This window comes from Rhodocyclus purpureus, assembly GCF_016653115.1.
In the GTDB taxonomy this organism is placed as follows: Bacteria; Pseudomonadota; Gammaproteobacteria; order Burkholderiales; family Rhodocyclaceae; genus Rhodocyclus; species Rhodocyclus purpureus.
In genome coordinates this window covers 135110-151777 of record NZ_NHRX01000067.1, presented here as the reverse complement: position 1 = coordinate 151777, position 16668 = coordinate 135110, and the positions used below count along the sequence as shown (strand labels likewise).

The following is a 16668-nucleotide window of genomic DNA, read 5'->3' as shown; positions in this document are numbered from 1 at the left end:
GCATCTCGCTCGCATTCGCCGCGCTGCCGGCCAGGCCCGGGCGCCGTGCCGGCGCGCGGCAGACGCCGGATCGGCCACGCGGTGCGCCACCTGCGCGCCCCTTTTCATGGATGCTCAACGGCTGCTTCACGGCTGCGCCAACCGCCTCATTCAACCACCACTCAGGGCCCAACGATGTCCGCTGCCAACACCATGCTTCCGCTCAGCGAAGCCGAACTCGACCGCCTCGAAATACTGCTCGACGATCCTTCGCTGCCCGAGCCGATGCGCCTCGACGAAATCCAGGGCTACCTGTGTGCTGCACTCTCGGGGCCGGTGCCGATCCCCGAGCAAGAGCGGCTGGTCGAAATCCTCGGCAGCGAGGAAGCGCTGGACAGCGAACCGGGGCGTGAAGCGGTCGCACTGCTGCGCCGTTTCACGCACGAACTGGAAAGCGTTCTCGCCAGCGGCGAAGCGCCGACGCTCCTGCTCTACGCCCGCGACGGCGAGGAAGCGGCGCCGAACGACTTCGGGCCGTGGTGCGAGGCCTACCTGTTCGCCGTCGATACCGCGCCCGAGGACTGGTTCGAGACGCTGGAGGCCGAGGTCGATAGCCAGTCCGGCGAAGACGCCGAAGCCGCCAGCGAGGAACTCGACTACCTCGACGAGCGCCTGTTCCCGATGATGCTGCTCACCGGCGAAGCCGAGACCGCGGCACGCGAACACGGCGAAGAGTGGCCGAGCGGCGACGAACTCGAGCGCATCGAACGCGAGTGCGAGGAGAACCTGCCGTACGCAGCGAGCGAGATCTACCGCTTCTGGCTCGCCCGCCGCGGCACCGCACCGATCCGCCGCGAGACGCCGAAGGTCGGCCGCAACGATCCCTGTCCCTGCGGCAGCGGCAAGAAGTACAAGCAGTGCTGCGGCGCGCTCGACTGAGATCAGCCTGATCGCCGCCGCACTTTCCTCAGGTGGCGGCGATCAACGCGATCGCCTCGACGGCGACGCCCTCGCAGCGACCGACGAAGCCTAGCCGCTCGGCCGTCTTCGCCTTGACATTGACGTCGCCCGGCGCAACGCCGAGGTCGGCAGCGATGTTGGCGATCATCGCCGGGATGTGCGGCGCCATCTTCGGCTGCTGGATGATCACCGTCGCATCGACATTGACCACCCGCCAGCCGGCGGCGGCGAGCAGTTCGACCGCGCCGCGCAGGAGGACACGGCTGTCGGCACCGCGATAGCGCTCGTCCGTATCCGGGAAGTGCCGGCCGATGTCGCCAAGAGCGGCGGCGCCGAGCAGCGCGTCCGTGATCGCGTGCAGCAGGGCGTCGGCGTCCGAATGCCCGAGCAGGCCGAGCGTATGCGGGATATTGACGCCGCCGAGGATCAGGTCGCGGCCGGGGACGAGCGCGTGGCTGTCGAAGCCCTGGCCGACGCGCAGGCGGGGCGTGCTGGTGGGGGTGTTCATCAATTCTCCTTGCGGCGCTGCAGGATCGCTTCGGCCAGCGCCAGATCGGCCGGGTAAGTCACCTTGAGGTTGGAAGCGTCGGCGCGCACCAGTCGCGGCCGGAACCCGGCGGCCTCGATCGCACCTGCTTCGTCGGTGACCTCGGGGTGTTCGGCGAGCGCGCGGCGCAACAGGCCGTAGCGGAACATCTGCGGCGTCTGCGCCTGCCACAGACCGTCGCGCGGTTCGGTCGCCAGCACGCGCTGTTCGCCGTCGGCGCGCTTCAGCGTATCGGCGACCGGCGCCGCGAGCAGGCCGCCGACCGGATCGTCGGCGAGTTCGGCACAGAGTGCGCGCAACATCGCCTGCGAGACGCAGGGACGCGCGGCGTCATGCACCAGGACCCAGTCGTCGTCGGCAACCACCGTCTCGGCGGCGGCCAGCCCGTTGCCGACGCTCTGCGCACGCGTCGCACCGCCGCAATAGACCGTCTCCAGCTTCGGCCCGAGTACGCTCCAGTCCCACGCCGACCAGTGCTCGTCGCCCGGCGACAGGACCACCCAGACGCGGTCGATCAGCGGACAGCGGCACAAGGCGTCGAGGGTGTGATGGATCAGCGGCCGGCCGGCGAGCGGCAGGTACTGCTTCGGCATTTCGGCGCCGAAGCGCGAACCGCTGCCGGCGGCGGGAACGATTGCATAGTGTCGGGTCATGGCGTAATTTTAACGGAAATGAACGGCGAACTCCTCGACACGGCCGGGCTCGACATCCTCCCCGACCTCCTCATCAGCCTCGGTGTCGGCCTCCTGATCGGGCTCGAGCGTGAACGCAACCCGGCTTCGCGCGCGGGGCTGCGCACCTTCGGCCTGGTGGGGCTGCTCGGCGCCGTCTGCGCGCTGATCGCGAGCCGGCTCGATTCGCCGTGGATCATTGCCGCCGGCCTCGTCACCGTCGGCAGCATCGCCTTCCTGACCTGGCGTCGTCTCGGTGCGCCTGCCGATGCCCCCGAACTGGCCTTGCGCAACCCGACCGAACTGCGCACCGCGCTGAGCTTCGCTGCCGTCTACGGCATCGTGCTCTTCTGCTCGGCGGCGCTGTCGGAGACCGCCGGCACCGTGGGGATCTACGTCTTTTCGCTGATCACCGGCTTCACCGACGTCGACCCGATCGCGCTCTCCAGCCTGCGCCTGTTCGGACAGGGCAAGCTCGCAGCGAACGAGACCGCGACCTCGATCCTGATCGCGCTGCTCGCCAACCTCGTCTTCAAGCTCGGGATCATCGGCGTGGTCGGCGGACGCCGGCTGGCGCGCGCGGCCCTCGCCGGTTTCGCGGCCCTGGCCGGCGGATCGATCGCCGGCTGGGCGCTGCTCGGGCTCCTTTGATTGTCAGCGGCCGGGGACAGGCATATCATTTGATGGAACCCCTTCGCCTCGACCTTCGGACGTTTCCCCATGACGCTGAACAACGAAGATGCCCGCTTCCTGCGCGAGCGAATGCATTCCATGCAGGTCGAACACCGTGACCTCGACTCGGTGATCGGCTATCTGGCGCAGAACCCGCCCGCCGACACCCTGCTCCTTCGCCGCCTTAAGAAACGCAAGCTGATGCTCAAGGACCGCATCGAGCAGATCGAACTGATGCTGGTGCCGGACATCCCGGCGTGAAATGTGAAACGGGAAGGCCTGCTTGATGCCGTGGAATCAAGCAGGCCTTCCCGAATGCATATCGCTCAAAGCACGAAGCGCCCGAGGTACCAGAAGAGCGCGGCGATCAGCGCGCTGCAGGGAATGGTCAGGACCCAGGCCCAGACGATGGTGCCGGCGATCCCCCAGCGCACTGCCGACAGCTTGCGCGTGGCGCCGACGCCGACGATGGCGCCGGTGATGGTGTGCGTCGTCGACACCGGGATGCCCAGCGCAGTGGCCATGAACAGGGTCGCGGCACCACCGGTCTGCGCGCAGAAGCCGCCGACCGGACGCAGGTGGGTGATCTTCTGCCCCATCAGCTTGATGATCCGCCAGCCACCGAAGGCGGTTCCGAGACCGATTGCCCCGTAGCAGGCGGCGATCACCCAGACCGGCGGCGACGAGGGGTCGTCACCGCTCATCCCGGCGGCAATCAGCAGCATCCAGATGATGCCGATCGTCTTCTGTGCGTCGTTGCCACCGTGACCGAGCGCGTAGGCCGATGCGGAAACCAGCTGCAGGCGCCTCGACCACTTGTCGACCCGTCGCGGGGTGCTGCTGCGGAACAGCCAGGAAACGGCGACCATCATCAGCGAGCCGAGCACCATCCCGAGCAGCGGCGAGACGAGGATGAAGGCGACCGTCTTCAGGACGCCGCCGGCAATCAGCGCGCTCGGGCCCGCCTTGATCAGTGCCGCGCCGATCAGGCCGCCGATCAGCGCATGCGAGGAGGACGAGGGTATCCCGTAGTACCAGGTGAGGATGTTCCAGGCGATCGCCCCGACCAGCGCGCCGAAGACGACGTAATGGTCGATGATCGCCGGCTCGATCGTTCCCTTGCCGACGGTGGCGGCGACGTGCAACTGGAAGACGAAGACGGCGGCCACGTTGCACGCCGCCGCCATCATCACCGCCGTGTGCGGCTTCATCACCCGCGTCGACACCACCGTCGCGATCGCGTTGGCGGAGTCGTGGAAGCCGTTCATGAAATCGAACACCAGAGCCAGGGCGACGAGAAAGATCACGACGCCCAGGCCCATATTCACCGCATCCATGTGCGACCGCCGCTCAGGAGTTCTCGAGGACGATGCCCTCGAGGATGTTGGCCAGATCCTCGCAGCGATCGGTCACCGATTCGAGCAGCTCGTAGACCGCCTTCAGCTTGATCAGCTGGCGCACGTCCGGTTCCTCGCGGAACAGTCGCGACATCGCCCCGCGCATGACGCGGTCGGCGTCGGTTTCGAGGCGGTCGATCTCCTCGCAGGTCTTGAGGATCGCCGGACCGTTGTCCATCGACGGCAGCAGTAGCACCGCTGCGCGCACCCGGTTGGCCGACGACAGGATGATGTCGGCGAGATTCTTCGCCTCCGGCGTCGCCCGCCGGATGTCGTAGAGGTTCAGGATCTGCGCGCCGCCCTTGATCAGGTCGATGATGTCGTCGAGACAGTTGATCAGCGAGTGGATCTCGTCGCGGTCGAGCGGCGTGATGAAGGTCTTGTGCAGCAGCGCCATCGTGTCGTGGGTGATGCGGTCGGCCTGGTCCTCGGCCTGATCGATCGCCCTGAAGTACTCGGCAGCATCACCGCCGGGCTTGTTCAGTTCCGCCATCAGCCCCACCAGCGCCTCGGCGCCGATCACGATCTGCTCGGCGTGCGCGTTGAACAGATCGAAAAATTTGCCCTCTTTGGGCAGCAAACGTCCAAACATGAGTTTGTTTCAGAAATTTGACAGGCGCCAGTCTACCACCGGCAGCCGCCCGCCGTCGCAGACTTGTAAAAATTGATCTGGAGCAACTCCGGCGCGACACCGCTGCCGACACCCCGACGCGCTCATCGCTGCAGCGGCAGGAGCCAGGCCGAGCAGGGCATCGCCAGCCCGCGTGGCCGCGTCAGGTCGGGCCGGGAATAGGTCGTGCGCACGATCCCGGTGCTCGCGTCGAAGAGGACGTCGAAGAAGGCGCGTTGCCCCCAGGCGTCGCAGTAGCGCCATTCCCAGACGAGTTCGTCGCGCCACTTGAAGTAGGCGGTCCCCGAGGGCAGCGAGGGCCCGAGCAGGCGCAAGACGTCGGCCTGCGTGCTCCTGCCACTCTCGATGCGCGCGAAGTGCTCGGTGTCGAGCACCTTCTCCATGGTCTGCAGCAGGCCGTCGGCACCGACGAAGACCATGAAGGTCTCCGTACCCTCGGGCCCGAGCGGATACGCCAATTGCTGGCGACCGTCGGGATCCTGCCAGACCATCGCCGGCTGTCCGAGCAGGCCGACCACATCGGACAGCGTCGACACGCCCGGCTGCAGGCGGACGCCCCAGCTCGCGCAGGCCGTGACCGAGATTGCCAGCACGGCCGCTGAGAGCCGCTGTAAAACCCTGGAGAACATGGCGAGCCCCCTTTCGGCAGGTGGATGTTCACTCTAGCAGGGACCGGCACAGCGCCTGGATCGCGCGCGCAGTCGCGAACTGCCGGTCACGATAAGGATTGTATTCGACGATCTCCAGCGCCAGGAGCCGCGGGTCGTCGTGCAGCGAGCGCAGCGCCGCGGCGAGGTCGTCGAGCAGGATTCCACCGGGGACCGGCGACCCCACCCCCGGCGCTTCCGCCGGATCGAGGGCGTCGAGGTCGAGGCTGATTCCGTAAGCGGCACTGGTCGCCGCCACCTGCGCGCGCGCCTCGCGGAAGACCACCGCCAGACCGCGCGCCCTCACCTCGTCCATCAGGTACACACGCACCCCCAGGTCGGCGAGCAAGCGGGCTTCGCCCGACTCGAAGCTCCTGACGCCGATCAGGCAGACGTTCTCCGGCAGCAGGCGACCCGCGGCGACGCAGGTCGCGTCGAGGCGCAGGTCGCCGATCCCGGCGCCGAGCAGGCAAGCGAGCGGCATGCCGTGGATCGCCCGCGAGGGAGAGGTACGGAAGCTGTGGCTGTCCATGTGTGCATCGAGCCAGATCAGCCCGAGGCGGTCGTCTGCGGCATGTGCGGCGAGGCTCGCCTGCACCCCCGACCAGGTGCCGATCGCACACGAATGATCGCCGCCGATGACCAACGGAAAATGCCCATCGTCGAGGCTGCGCTGCACCGCGGCGGCAAGCCGCGCGGTGATCCCGGCGATGGCACTGGCGGCGTCGCCTGCATGCCCAGCCGCGGACAGGTGGATCACCTCCTGCCAGTGCACGCCCCCCGGCCCCGCCTCGAGTTCGCGCAGGAAGCCGAGCAGGCGCAGCACCTCGGGGCCGTCCTGACACGCGTGCTCGCCGGCGCCGTAGCCACCGGCGACGCCGATCACCACCGTCCTGCGCGACTGCCTCGGCATTGGCTTCATTCCCGACGCCTCTTTTCAGCCACGAAAAACACGAACGTGGGCTTGTAGCTGTTTACCGTCCAAGCTATGGTGAGATCTCCAATCAGCGTCCGAGCCCGTCAGGATTTTTTTCGTGGATTTCGTGGCCAACTTCCTTTTCAAGCTTGATGGCTCTTCTCCGGACCGGCGCAGGCACCGGCGCTCAGCCGGGGAGCAGCACCGCGGCGCCCCGGATCCTTCCCTGGCGCAGGTCGGCAAGCGCCTCGTTTGCTGCAGCCAACGGGTAGCTGCGGACATGGCAGCGGATCGGCTTGGCGAGCGCCGCCGCGGCGACGATCGAGAGAAACTCGTCGCCGTCCGCGCGCGTCAGGTTGGCCACCGAGCGGAGGCTGCGCTCACCCCACAGGATCGAGTAGGGAAACGCGGGGATGTCGCTCATGTGGATCCCGGCACAGACGACCACCCCGCCCTTCTTCACCTGGCGCAGGGCCGTCGGGACGAGTTCGCCGACGGGTGCGAAGATCAGCGCCGCGTCGAGCGCGGTCGGCGCGGCCTCGTCGCAAGCGCCGGCCCATTCGGCGCCGAGCTGGCGCGCGAAGGCCTGCGCCTCTTCGTCCCCCGGCCTGGTGAACGCGTGAAAGCTGCGCCGCTGATGCACGAGCACCTGCGCGAGGATGTGCGCGGCGGCGCCGAAGCCATAGAGGCCGATGCAGCGGGCGTCGCCGGCGAGGCGCAGCGCACGGTAGCCGATCAGTCCGGCGCAGAGCAGCGGGGCGAGTTCGGCGGCCGGTTGCAGCTCGGGCAGCGGAAAGCAGAAGCGGTGGTCGGCGAGCGCGTACTCGGCGTAGCCGCCGTTGATCTGATAGCCGGTGAAACGTGCCTCGTCGCACAGATTCTCGCGCCCGCCCGTGCAGTAATCACAGCGGCCGCAGGTCCAGCCGAGCCAGGGAACGCCCAAGCGCTGCCCGATCGTAATTCCTTCGACGCCTTCTCCGAGCGCGGCGACGCGACCGACGATCTCGTGGCCGGGAACGATCGGCAAGCGCGGATCGGGCAGTTCGCCATCGACGAGGTGCAGGTCGGTGCGGCAGACGCCGCAGGCCTCGACCTCGAGCAGGATCTCACCGGGGCCGGGAACGGGAACCGGCAGTTCCGCCAGGCGCAGCGGCAAGCGGGGAGCATCGAGAAGCATGGCGCGCATGACGGGACTCCGGCAGGCGGACGATACCTTCACGATAGCGCCTGTCGCCGGCGCCGGCAAGGCACGCAAAAGACAACGGCGGCCCGTGGCCGCCGTTGTCTTGCGCAGCGCTGAAGGCGCGAAGATCAGTCGCGCGCTGCGCGGCGGCGTTCGTGCTCGGTCAGGTGACGCTTGCGCAGGCGGATGCTCTTCGGCGTGATCTCGACCAGTTCGTCGTCGTCGATGAACTCGACCGCGGATTCGAGCGTCAGCGCGACCGGCGGCACCAGGCGCACGGCTTCGTCGGTGCCCGAGGCGCGCACGTTGGTGAGCTGCTTGCCCTTGATCGGATTGACGACGAGGTCGTTCTCGCGGCTGTGGATGCCGATGATCATTCCCTCGTAGAGCCGTTCACCGGGGTTCACGAACATGCGACCGCGGTCCTGCAGCTTCCACAGCGCGTAGGCGACCGCTTCACCCTGCTCGGCCGAGATCAGCACGCCGTTGCGCCGTCCCGGCAATTCGCCCTTGACCGGTGCATACTCGTCGAAGACGTGGCTCATCAGTCCGGTGCCGCGCGTCAGGTTGAGGAACTCGCCCTGGAAGCCGATCAGGCCGCGCGCCGGGATGCTGTATTCGAGGCGGACACGACCACGTCCGTCGGATACCATGTCCTGCAACTCGCCGCGCCGGTAGCCGAGCGCTTCCATGACGCCGCCCTGGTGCGACTCCTCGACGTCGAGCGTCAGCAGCTCCCAGGGTTCGAGGCGCTCGCCGTCGACTTCCTTGAAGATCACGCGCGGCCGGCCGACCGCGAGTTCGTAGCCTTCGCGGCGCATCGATTCGAGCAGGATGGTCAGGTGCAGTTCGCCGCGTCCGGAGACGACGAAGCTGTCGCTGTCGGGGGTGTCCTCGACGCGCAGCGCCATGTTGGTCAGGAGTTCCTTGTGCAGGCGGTCGCGGATCTGGCGGCTGGTGACGAACTTGCCCTCGGTGCCGGCGTAGGGCGAGCTATTGACCATGAAGGTCATGTTCAGGGTGGGCTCGTCCACCTTCAGCATCGGCAGCGCTTCGGGCTGATCCGGGGAGGCGATGGTGCAGCCGATCGACAGTTCCTCGATGCCGGTGATGAGCACGATGTCGCCGGCGAGCGCTTCGTCGAGCGCGACGCGCTCGAGCCCGCGGAAACCGAAGATCTGGTTGATCTTGGCGTTCTTCGGCGAACCGTGCTCGTAGTTGCCGTCGGCGTCGGGCTGGCCGTAGAGGACCGTCACCTGCTGCGCCGGCTTCAGGCGGCCGCGCTGGATGCGCCCGATGCCGATGCGGCCGACGTAGCTCGAGTAGTCGAGTGCCGAGATCTGCAGTTGCAGCGGCGACTCGATGTCGTCGGCTTCGGGCGGCGGCACGTGCTTCAGGATCGTCTCGAACAGCGGACGCATGTCCGGCGACGGCTGCGCGAGGTCGGTGGTGGCAAAACCGTTAAGCGCCGACGCATAGACGACCGGGAAGTCGAGCTGCTCGTCGGTGGCGCCCAGCTTGTCGAACAGGTCGAAGGTGTGATCGACGACCCAGTCCGGACGCGCACCGTCGCGGTCGACCTTGTTGATGACGACGATCGGGCGCAGGCCGAGCGCCAGCGCCTTCTTGGTCACGAAGCGCGTCTGCGGCATCGGGCCTTCGACTGCGTCAACGAGGAGCAGCACGCCGTCGACCATCGACAGCACGCGCTCGACCTCGCCGCCGAAGTCCGCGTGTCCCGGGGTATCGACGATGTTGATGTGCACGCCTTCGTAGTCGACCGCGGTGTTCTTGGCCAGGATGGTGATGCCGCGTTCCTTTTCCAGGTCGTTCGAGTCCATGACCCGCTCGACCAGTTGCTGGTGCGCGGAGAAGGTGCCAGCCTGCCGCAACAACTTGTCGACCATGGTGGTCTTTCCGTGGTCGACGTGGGCGATGATGGCGATGTTGCGGACGGGACGGGACATGGGGGCAGGGCCTGAAAAAAAGTTCTCCAGTTTAGCACGCCGGCGGCGTCAACCGGCGAATTTCCTGCGACACGCATACATGGCGCAGGCGGCCCGGCTGCAGCCGCCGCCATCGCCTTGGCAAGCCTGGCTGCAGCCGGTAAGCTCTGCCCCGCCCACGGCCGGGGCGCCGCCCGACCTCGTGCCGGCAGCGACGCCTCCCGCCGCCTGCTTCCCGGAAGCGCCCATCTCCGCGACAAGGAAACGACATGTCCTCCCCGATCCGTCCCGCCCTCGACTGGCAGCCGCGCGCTGCCGAAGCCGACTATTCCGACATCACCTACGACTTCGCCGAAGGCATCGCCCGCATCGCGATCAACCGGCCGCACAAGCGCAACGCCTTCCGTCCCGAAACGGTCGAGCAGTTGATCGACGCGATGCACCGCGCGCAGTTCGACCGTGAGGTCGGCGTCATCATCCTCACCGGCGCCGGCCACGAAGCCTTCTGCTCGGGCGGCGACCAGACCGTGCGCGGCGACGACGGCGGCTACCACGACGAAGCGGGAACGCCGCACCTCAACGTGCTCGACCTGCAGATGCAGATCCGCCGCTGTCCGAAGCCGGTGGTGGCGATGATCGCCGGCTACGCGATCGGCGGTGGCCACGTCCTGCACCTCGTCTGCGACATGAGCATCGCCGCCGACAACGCGCGCTTCGGCCAGACCGGCCCGCGCGTCGGCAGCTTCGACGCCGGTCTCGGCGCCGGCCTGCTGGCGCGCACCGTCGGCATGAAGAAGGCCAAGGAAATCTGGATGCGCTGCCGCCAGTACGACGCGCAGCAGGCGCTCGACATGGGGCTCGTGAACACCGTCGTGCCGCTGGCGCAGCTCGAGGAAGAAACAGTCCTCTGGTGCCGCGACATGCTGGCGCTGTCGCCGATGGCGCTGCGCATGATCAAGGCCGGCTTCAACGCCGACACCGACGGACTCGCCGGCATCCAGGAACTCGCGGGCAACGCCACGGGCCTCTTCTACATGACCGAGGAAGGCCGCGAAGGCCGCGACGCTTGGCTGGAGAGGCGTGCGCCCGACTTCGCCAAATACCGCCGCCGGCCGTGATCGACCGCTCCAACGCTTGATGAGCAGCCGTCTCGCGGCGCTCCGCGTCGCCCCCTACCGGCTGCCGCTGCACGAGGAATGGGCGAGCGCCGCCGGCGGTTTTTCCGTGCGCTCGGGCTGGCTGCTGGCGATCGACGACGAGCACGGCTGGCGCGGGCACGGCGATTGCGCACCGCTCCCCGGACAGGTCGGCGAGCCGCCGGCCGTCGCCGCGGCGGCGCTGGCCGAAGCACAAGGCTGGCTGCCCGGAATGCGGGTCGGCGAAGCCCTGGCGCAGCTCGACGATCCCTCGTTCACACGGCGCACCCCGGCGGCGTGCTGCGCGCTCGATGCGGCGCTGCTCGACCTGCTGGCGCAGCAGGCCGGCGTCGGCCTGGCCGACTGGCTGCTCGCCGACGCCGCCGCGCGCAGCGTCGGCAGCGTCGCGGTCAACGCCAGCCTCGGCGCGCTCGCGCGGCGCTCCGACGCCGAGCTCGCTGCCGCCGGCGAAAGCGCGCTCGAAGCCGGTTTTCGCGTGTTCAAGCTGAAGGTCGGGATCGGCGACCCGGCCGCCGAAGCCGCCCGGCTCGCCGCCTTCGGCGCAGGTCTGCCGGCCGGCTGCTCGCTGCGTCTCGACGCCAACGGCGCCTGGGACGAAGGTCGCGCTGCCCGTTTCATCGACGCGTGCGGCGAACTGCCGATCGACAGCCTCGAAGAACCGCTCGCGACCGCCGGCGACCGCGACACGTTCGCGGCGGCGCTGCGCCGGCTGCAGGCACGCGCCGCCTTCCCCCTCGCGATCGACGAGTCCTGGCCGCAGTTCGCGGCGGACGAGGGCGACGCCCTGCGCGCCGCGCTGCCCGTGCACCGGCTCGTCGTCAAGCCGCCGCGCCATGGCGGAATCCGTGCCGCCTTCGCGCTCGCAGAACGCGCCCTGGCCGCCGGCATCGACGTCGTCGTCACCAGCAGCATCGACAGTGCCTGCGGCGTCCTCGCCGCCGCGCACCTGGCGGCAGCGATCGACGCCCGCCGCCGCGCGGCCGGGCTGGAGACGCAGGCGCACGGACTCGCGACCTCGTCCTGGCTTGCCGTCGATACCGGCGCCGCGCCGCTCGTCGCAGCCGGCCGCCTGCACCTGCCCGCACGCCCCGGAATCGGCTTCGTGCCTGATTACCGTGACGGTATGCTCAAGCCTCTTGCATCAAGCATACCGTCCCCGTAATTAGCGTGACTGGCTTGGACGCGTATAATCGGCTTTTCACGCGCTGCCGATCGCGCCCCTCGCCGACAGGCGGGAGGCGCGGTAGCCTTTACCTCGCCGCTGTGCCGCACGTCCCGATGACCCATCTCGCCGCCCTCCTTGCCGACCATGCCCGTTCCCGGCCCGACGCCATCCTGATGCGCTGGGCCGGCACCTGCAACTCGGCCGCCGAACTCGCCGCGCAGGCGGCCACCGACGCCGCTGCCTTGCACGCGCAGGGTTTCGCTGCCGGCGGGATCGCGGCGATCGCCGGTGGTGCGGGCGAGCTGCTGCGCGCCCTGCTCGCCTGTGCGCAGGCCGGCATCGCGCTGGCGCCGCTCGAACCGGCGACAGCCGAAGCGCGCTGCCCCGTGCTCGCCGCGCTCGGCGGCGGCAAGCTGCGCCGCGCGACCCTGCCGCCCACTGCGGATGCTGTGCCGAGCCTGCACACCGCGGCCGACAGCATGACCGACGCGCCGCCCGCCGCTGATGACGACGACGCGCTGGCACTGGTGATCGCCACCAGCGGCAGCGAGGGAACACCGAAGGCGGTGATGCTCACGCACGCCAACCTCGCCGCCGCGGCACGCGCCGCCAACGAGCGGCTGCCGCTCGCGCCCGGCGACGTGTGGCTCGGCTGCCTGCCGCTGCATCACATCGGCGGCGTCTCGATCGTCCACCGCTGCCTGCAGGCAGGCGCCACCCTGTCGCTGCACGAGCGCTTCGACGCACCGGCCGTCTGGCAGGAGATCGCCGCCGGCGCGGTCAGCCACGTCTCGCTGACGCCGGCGATGCTCGCGCGCCTGCTCGACGTCGCGGACGGCACGCCGCCGCCATCGACCCTGCGCCACGCGCTGATCGGTGGCGCTGCGCTGTCGCGCCCGCTGTTCGCCCGCGCCCGCGCCGCCGGCTGGCCGCTGCGGCCGAGCTGGGGGATGAGCGAGTCGGCGGCACAGGCGGCGACGCGCGTCGAGGCGATCGACGACTGGCATGAGGGCGAAGCCGGCCCCCTGCTCACCGGGCTCGCCGCGCGCGTCGAGCCCGACGGCCGGCTGGCGCTCCGAGGGCCGCAGATCATGCGCGGCTACCTCAACCCGGAGCTTGCGCCCGGTGTCGGCCTCGACGACGGCTGGTTCGTGACCTCCGACCTCGGTCGCATCGACGCCGACGGCAGCATCACCGTCCTCGGCCGCGCCGACGACATGCTGGTGAGCGGCGGCGTGAACGTGCACCCGCTCGAGGTCGAGGGCAGGCTTGCCGCCTGCCCCGGCGTCGAGGACCTCGCCGTCACCGCGCTGCCCGACCCGGTCTGGGGCGACCTGCTGGTCGCCCTCTACGTCGGCCCGGCCAGCGCCGACGCGCTGCGCGAATTCGGCCGGCAGCATCTCGCATCGGCACAGCGACCGCGGCGCCTGCTGCGCGTCGATCGCCTGCCGCGCAACGCGATGGGCAAGATCGAAAGGGCGGCGCTGCGTGCGCTGGCAAGGAGCGCCGCATGACGCTGCCGTCCCTGCTCGCGCCACCACGGCGCGCCGAACTGCGCCGCCTGCTCGCAACGCGGCTCGCGGCCATCGCCGGCGACGCCGCGGCGCATGTCGCACTCTCGGTGACTATCGACCTCGGCGACGGCGCGCCTTGCGACTGGCTCGACCTGGAGTTTGCCGACACGCACAGTTTCTGGTGGGCGCGTCCGGAGGCCGACGAATGGCGCCTGGCCCTCGGTCAGGCCTTGATCGTCGCCAGCGCCGGCCCCAACCGCTTCCCGGCGCTGCACGCCGCCTTCGCCGGACTGGCCGGCGAATGGCGGCACAGCGATGTGGATGGCGCCGGGAAGAAGGCAGGACGGATTCCGGCGGCACACCTCGGCTTCGCCTTCGACGAGGATGAACAGGAAGAACTGCCCAACGCCCGCCTGGTCGTGCCTGCACTCCTTCTCGTCAGCAAGGGCGGCCGCTGCAGCGCGACCTTCACCTGCAGCGGCAGCACGATCGACGAGGCGGTCGACGGCTGGATCGGCGAATTGTCGCTGCTCACCCGGCAACGGCCCCGGGTGCATGGCGAGCGCGATCGCCCGCAGCGGCTGCAGACGCCGCTTGCCGACCGCGCCTTCATCGCCCGCGTGCGCGCCGCGCTGGCGGGAATCGCCACCGGCAGCCTGCAGAAGCTGGTCGTCTCGCGCAGCGTGCGCCTCCAGGGCGAGCGGCCGATCGCCGTCGCCCCCGTGCTCGCCTCGCTCGCCCGGCGCTATCCGGCATGCACGATCTACGCAGTCGGTCGGCCGGGCTTCGCCTTCGTCGGCGCCACCCCGGAGCGGCTGGTCGAACTCGCCGCCGGAACGGCACGCGCCGACGCTCTCGCCGGAACGTCATGGGCCGCCGACGGCGCAGGGAACGCCACGAGCGCCCCGGCCTCGCTCAGGCTCGAGGACGACAAGAACAGCCGCGAGCAGGCGCACGTGGTGCATGCGGTGCGCGCCGCACTGGCGCCGCTGTGCCACTCGCTGAGCCAGTCGCAGTCACCGGAAGTGCTGCGCCTGCGTCACCTGCAGCACCTGCGCACGGTGTTCTCCGGATCCGTCACGGAAGGGGTGGGCCTGTTCGACCTGATCGCCGCGCTGCACCCGACGCCCGCGGTCGGCGGCACGCCGGCGGCGGCGGCACGCGCCTGGCTGCGCACGCGTGGCGAACGCCGCGCGGCCTGGTACAGTGGCGGCGTCGGCTGGATCGATGCCGCCGGCGATGGCGAGGTCGTCGTCGCCTTGCGCTGCGCGCGCATCGCCGGCAACCGCGCCGACTGCCACGCGGGCGCCGGCATCGTCGCCGGGTCCGACCCCGAGCAGGAATTCGCCGAAACCGAAGCCAAGTTCGGGGCCGTCATCGATGCGCTCTGCCTGCCCGATGCGCAAGCCTCGAGCATGGCGGAGGCGGGCCAGGCGCAGCCTCGTGCCGACGGCCGGACCGGAACACGATGAACGAAGCCGGCGCCGATCAAGGCCTCACCAACCTCTTATGGGCGCAGACCTTCGTCGACGCGCTCGCCGCTGCCGGCCTGCGCGACGCGGTGATCTCGCCCGGGTCGCGCTCGACGCCGCTGGCGCTGGCCCTGCTGCGGCAGCCGGCGATCCGCTCCACGGTCGTCATCGACGAACGCTGCGCCGCCTTCTTCGCGCTCGGCCGGGCCAAGGACTCCGGTCTCCCGGTGGCACTCCTGTGCACTTCGGGCTCGGCGCCGGCCAACTGGTTTCCGGCGGTGATCGAGGCGGCGCAGTCGGCAACCCCGCTGCTGCTCATGTCGGCCGACCGACCGGCCGAACTGCAGGGCTGGGGCGCCAACCAGACCGTCGACCAGCTGGGCCTGTTCGGTACGCACGTGCGCGCCGCGCACGCGCTCGAAGCCCCGCAGGCCGGCTTTGCGCCAGGCTGGCTGCGCCGTTTCGCGGCGCGCATCGTCGCCGAAAGCTTGGCGCCGCTGGCCGGACCGGTCCATGTGAACCTGCCCTTCCGCGAGCCGCTACTGCCTGCCGCCGATCCGGCGCAGTGGCCGCAGGCCACCACCGTTGACAGCGTGGTCCTCGCCGCCGCCGGCCTGAGCCTGCCCGACCCGGCGGCGATCGCGGCGACCGCCGCCGAACTGTCCGGTCGGCCGGGGATCATCGTCTGCGGTGGCGGCCGCTTCCCGGCGGGCTTCGCAGAAGCCATCCTCGCACTCGCCGCCGCGCTCGACTGCCCGGTGTTCGCCGAACCGCTCTCGGGGCTGCGTTTCGGCGCGCATTTCGCCGGAGAAGGACGCCGCCGCATCTGTGTCCGCCACGAATCCTTCCTGCGCAGCCGCGACTTCGTAGACACGCAGCGCCCCGACTGGGTGCTGCGCTTCGGCGACTTCCCGGTGACGAAGCAGGTGCAGCAGTGGCTGGCGGCGGTGGTGCCGGCCATGCAGATTGTCGTCGCGCCGCCGGGGCGCTGGAGCGACCCGCAGCACGCGGCAACGCGCTTCCTGCACGGCGACGCGCTCGCCATCACTCGTCGACTGGCGAGCGCGGTGACGGCGACGGCGCCGCCGGGCTGGTGCGAGGCCTTTGCCCGCGCCGAGGCGGCGGTCGAGCGCGCGCTCGAACAGGCCGGATCGGAATCCGATGCATTCTGGGAAGGCGTCATCGTGCCCGCCCTGCTCGCCCGCCTGCCGGCCGGTTTCCGCTTCTTCTGCGGCGCGTCGATGGCGATCCGCGACCTCGACACCTTCTCCGGCAGCAGCGACAAGCTGCTTGCCTTCTTCACCAATCGCGGTGCCAGCGGCATCGATGGCAATCTGTCCACCGCCGCAGGAATCTCCGGGGCAGGAGCGACGCTGGCGCTGGTCGGCGACCTCACCTGCGCGCACGACAGCGGCGGGCTGGCGCTGGCACGGGGCCGGCCGCTGCTCGTCGTCGTCGTCAACAACGGGGGCGGCGGCATCTTCGAGTATCTGGCGCCGGCGGCGCTGCCCGAGTTCGCGCGCGGCTGGCTGACGCCCGTCGACGCCGACTTCGCACACCTGGCGGCGACCTGGGGAATCACCTACCGGCGCGCGGCAACGCTCACCGACCTGCAGGCGGCGCTCGACACGGCGCTGGCGACGCTGGCGCGCAACGAGCCTTGCCTGATCGAGGCGGTGGTCGATCGACCACTGAGTCTCTCCCGGCATCGCGACTGGTGGCGCAGAGCCGCCGCTGCCGTCGATGCGCTGGCCGGGGCCCGGACGGCGCAGGGCGATCGGGCGGAACGGTAGCGCAAGCTCGAAAGCACA

Annotated in this window: 16 protein-coding genes; 8 read left to right on the top strand and 8 right to left on the bottom strand. The window is 69.9% G+C overall.

Annotated elements, in window-relative coordinates:
* Positions 1-174: 174 nt before the first annotated feature.
* Entirely contained in the window at positions 175-918 is a 744-nt protein-coding gene (locus tag CCR84_RS15565) for a YecA/YgfB family protein (protein WP_242508770.1), read from the top strand.
* A 28-nt stretch (positions 919-946) separates the two neighbouring features.
* Here CCR84_RS15565 and ispF read toward each other — a convergent pair whose 3' ends face one another.
* Both ispF and ispD read right to left on the bottom strand, forming a co-directional pair.
* Positions 947-1447 (bottom strand): 2-C-methyl-D-erythritol 2,4-cyclodiphosphate synthase, encoded by a 501-nt coding sequence (gene ispF / locus CCR84_RS15560; protein ID WP_201214279.1) that lies wholly within the window; start codon positions 1445-1447, stop codon positions 947-949.
* On the bottom strand, positions 1447-2139 hold the full coding sequence (gene ispD, locus CCR84_RS15555) for a 2-C-methyl-D-erythritol 4-phosphate cytidylyltransferase (RefSeq protein WP_201214269.1): 693 nt from the start codon (positions 2137-2139) through the stop codon (positions 1447-1449). The genes ispF and ispD overlap by 1 nt, the downstream gene beginning before the upstream one ends.
* Before the next feature lie 18 nt (positions 2140-2157).
* On the opposite strand from ispD, the gene CCR84_RS15550 reads away from it, so the two are divergent.
* Positions 2158-2808: a DUF4010 domain-containing protein gene (locus CCR84_RS15550; RefSeq protein WP_201214267.1), complete on the top strand. Its 651-nt coding sequence runs from the start codon at positions 2158-2160 to the stop codon at positions 2806-2808.
* Positions 2809-2877: 69 nt separating this feature from the next.
* The gene (locus tag CCR84_RS15545; protein ID WP_201214264.1) at positions 2878-3090 is read left to right on the top strand and encodes a DUF465 domain-containing protein; all 213 of its coding nucleotides are present in this window, start codon (positions 2878-2880) and stop codon (positions 3088-3090) included.
* 65 nt (positions 3091-3155) lie between these two features.
* On the opposite strand, the gene CCR84_RS15540 is transcribed toward CCR84_RS15545, so the two are convergent.
* The 6 genes from CCR84_RS15540 to typA all read right to left on the bottom strand — a co-directional run bounded on the left by CCR84_RS15540 (position 3156) and on the right by typA (position 9570).
* Positions 3156-4166 carry an inorganic phosphate transporter gene (locus tag CCR84_RS15540; RefSeq protein ID WP_201214261.1) on the bottom strand — a complete coding sequence of 337 codons (1011 nt, stop codon included), beginning with the start codon at positions 4164-4166 and terminating at the stop codon, positions 3156-3158.
* 13 nt (positions 4167-4179) lie between these two features.
* Positions 4180-4818 (bottom strand): DUF47 domain-containing protein, encoded by a 639-nt coding sequence (locus CCR84_RS15535; protein ID WP_201214258.1) that lies wholly within the window; start codon positions 4816-4818, stop codon positions 4180-4182.
* A gap of 122 nt (positions 4819-4940) precedes the next feature.
* Positions 4941-5486 carry a hypothetical protein gene (locus tag CCR84_RS15530; protein ID WP_201214255.1) on the bottom strand — a complete coding sequence of 182 codons (546 nt, stop codon included), beginning with the start codon at positions 5484-5486 and terminating at the stop codon, positions 4941-4943.
* A 28-nt stretch (positions 5487-5514) separates the two neighbouring features.
* Entirely contained in the window at positions 5515-6426 is a 912-nt protein-coding gene (locus CCR84_RS15525) for an arginase (protein WP_201214252.1), read from the bottom strand.
* 181 nt (positions 6427-6607) lie between these two features.
* Positions 6608-7606 (bottom strand): zinc-dependent alcohol dehydrogenase family protein, encoded by a 999-nt coding sequence (locus tag CCR84_RS15520; protein ID WP_201214237.1) that lies wholly within the window; start codon positions 7604-7606, stop codon positions 6608-6610.
* A 125-nt stretch (positions 7607-7731) separates the two neighbouring features.
* Positions 7732-9570 carry a translational GTPase TypA gene (gene typA, locus CCR84_RS15515; RefSeq protein WP_201214233.1) on the bottom strand — a complete coding sequence of 613 codons (1839 nt, stop codon included), beginning with the start codon at positions 9568-9570 and terminating at the stop codon, positions 7732-7734.
* Between the two features lie 248 nt (positions 9571-9818).
* On the opposite strand from typA, the gene menB reads away from it, so the two are divergent.
* The 5 genes from menB to menD all read left to right on the top strand — a co-directional run bounded on the left by menB (position 9819) and on the right by menD (position 16650).
* Positions 9819-10667 carry a 1,4-dihydroxy-2-naphthoyl-CoA synthase gene (menB, locus tag CCR84_RS15510; RefSeq protein ID WP_201214225.1) on the top strand — a complete coding sequence of 283 codons (849 nt, stop codon included), beginning with the start codon at positions 9819-9821 and terminating at the stop codon, positions 10665-10667.
* A 19-nt stretch (positions 10668-10686) separates the two neighbouring features.
* Positions 10687-11868, top strand: a complete 1182-nt coding sequence (locus CCR84_RS15505) for an enolase C-terminal domain-like protein (RefSeq protein ID WP_201214223.1) — start codon at positions 10687-10689, stop codon at positions 11866-11868.
* A 116-nt stretch (positions 11869-11984) separates the two neighbouring features.
* The gene (locus CCR84_RS15500; RefSeq protein WP_201214220.1) at positions 11985-13385 is read left to right on the top strand and encodes a class I adenylate-forming enzyme family protein; all 1401 of its coding nucleotides are present in this window, start codon (positions 11985-11987) and stop codon (positions 13383-13385) included.
* Positions 13382-14857, top strand: a complete 1476-nt coding sequence (locus CCR84_RS15495; protein WP_201214218.1) for an isochorismate synthase — start codon at positions 13382-13384, stop codon at positions 14855-14857. Before CCR84_RS15500 ends, CCR84_RS15495 begins: the two co-directional genes overlap by 4 nt.
* A complete protein-coding gene (gene menD / locus CCR84_RS15490; protein WP_201214216.1) occupies positions 14854-16650 on the top strand; it encodes a 2-succinyl-5-enolpyruvyl-6-hydroxy-3-cyclohexene-1-carboxylic-acid synthase in 1797 nt (598 codons plus the stop codon). Before CCR84_RS15495 ends, menD begins: the two co-directional genes overlap by 4 nt.
* Positions 16651-16668: the final 18 nt, after the last annotated feature.

Coding starts and splice junctions, on each gene's coding strand:
- ispD (WP_201214269.1), bottom strand. CDS start 2,139: ATGACCCGACACTATGCAATCGTTCCCGCCGCCGGCAGCGGTTCGCGC.
- CCR84_RS15505 (WP_201214223.1), top strand. CDS start 10,687: ATGAGCAGCCGTCTCGCGGCGCTCCGCGTCGCCCCCTACCGGCTGCCG.
- ispF (WP_201214279.1), bottom strand. CDS start 1,447: ATGAACACCCCCACCAGCACGCCCCGCCTGCGCGTCGGCCAGGGCTTC.
- CCR84_RS15540 (WP_201214261.1), bottom strand. CDS start 4,166: ATGGATGCGGTGAATATGGGCCTGGGCGTCGTGATCTTTCTCGTCGCC.
- menB (WP_201214225.1), top strand. CDS start 9,819: ATGTCCTCCCCGATCCGTCCCGCCCTCGACTGGCAGCCGCGCGCTGCC.
- CCR84_RS15530 (WP_201214255.1), bottom strand. CDS start 5,486: ATGTTCTCCAGGGTTTTACAGCGGCTCTCAGCGGCCGTGCTGGCAATC.
- CCR84_RS15520 (WP_201214237.1), bottom strand. CDS start 7,606: ATGCGCGCCATGCTTCTCGATGCTCCCCGCTTGCCGCTGCGCCTGGCG.
- CCR84_RS15495 (WP_201214218.1), top strand. CDS start 13,382: ATGACGCTGCCGTCCCTGCTCGCGCCACCACGGCGCGCCGAACTGCGC.
- CCR84_RS15545 (WP_201214264.1), top strand. CDS start 2,878: ATGACGCTGAACAACGAAGATGCCCGCTTCCTGCGCGAGCGAATGCAT.
- CCR84_RS15565 (WP_242508770.1), top strand. CDS start 175: ATGTCCGCTGCCAACACCATGCTTCCGCTCAGCGAAGCCGAACTCGAC.
- CCR84_RS15535 (WP_201214258.1), bottom strand. CDS start 4,818: ATGTTTGGACGTTTGCTGCCCAAAGAGGGCAAATTTTTCGATCTGTTC.
- CCR84_RS15550 (WP_201214267.1), top strand. CDS start 2,158: ATGAACGGCGAACTCCTCGACACGGCCGGGCTCGACATCCTCCCCGAC.
- CCR84_RS15525 (WP_201214252.1), bottom strand. CDS start 6,426: ATGAAGCCAATGCCGAGGCAGTCGCGCAGGACGGTGGTGATCGGCGTC.
- CCR84_RS15500 (WP_201214220.1), top strand. CDS start 11,985: ATGACCCATCTCGCCGCCCTCCTTGCCGACCATGCCCGTTCCCGGCCC.
- typA (WP_201214233.1), bottom strand. CDS start 9,570: ATGTCCCGTCCCGTCCGCAACATCGCCATCATCGCCCACGTCGACCAC.
- menD (WP_201214216.1), top strand. CDS start 14,854: ATGAACGAAGCCGGCGCCGATCAAGGCCTCACCAACCTCTTATGGGCG.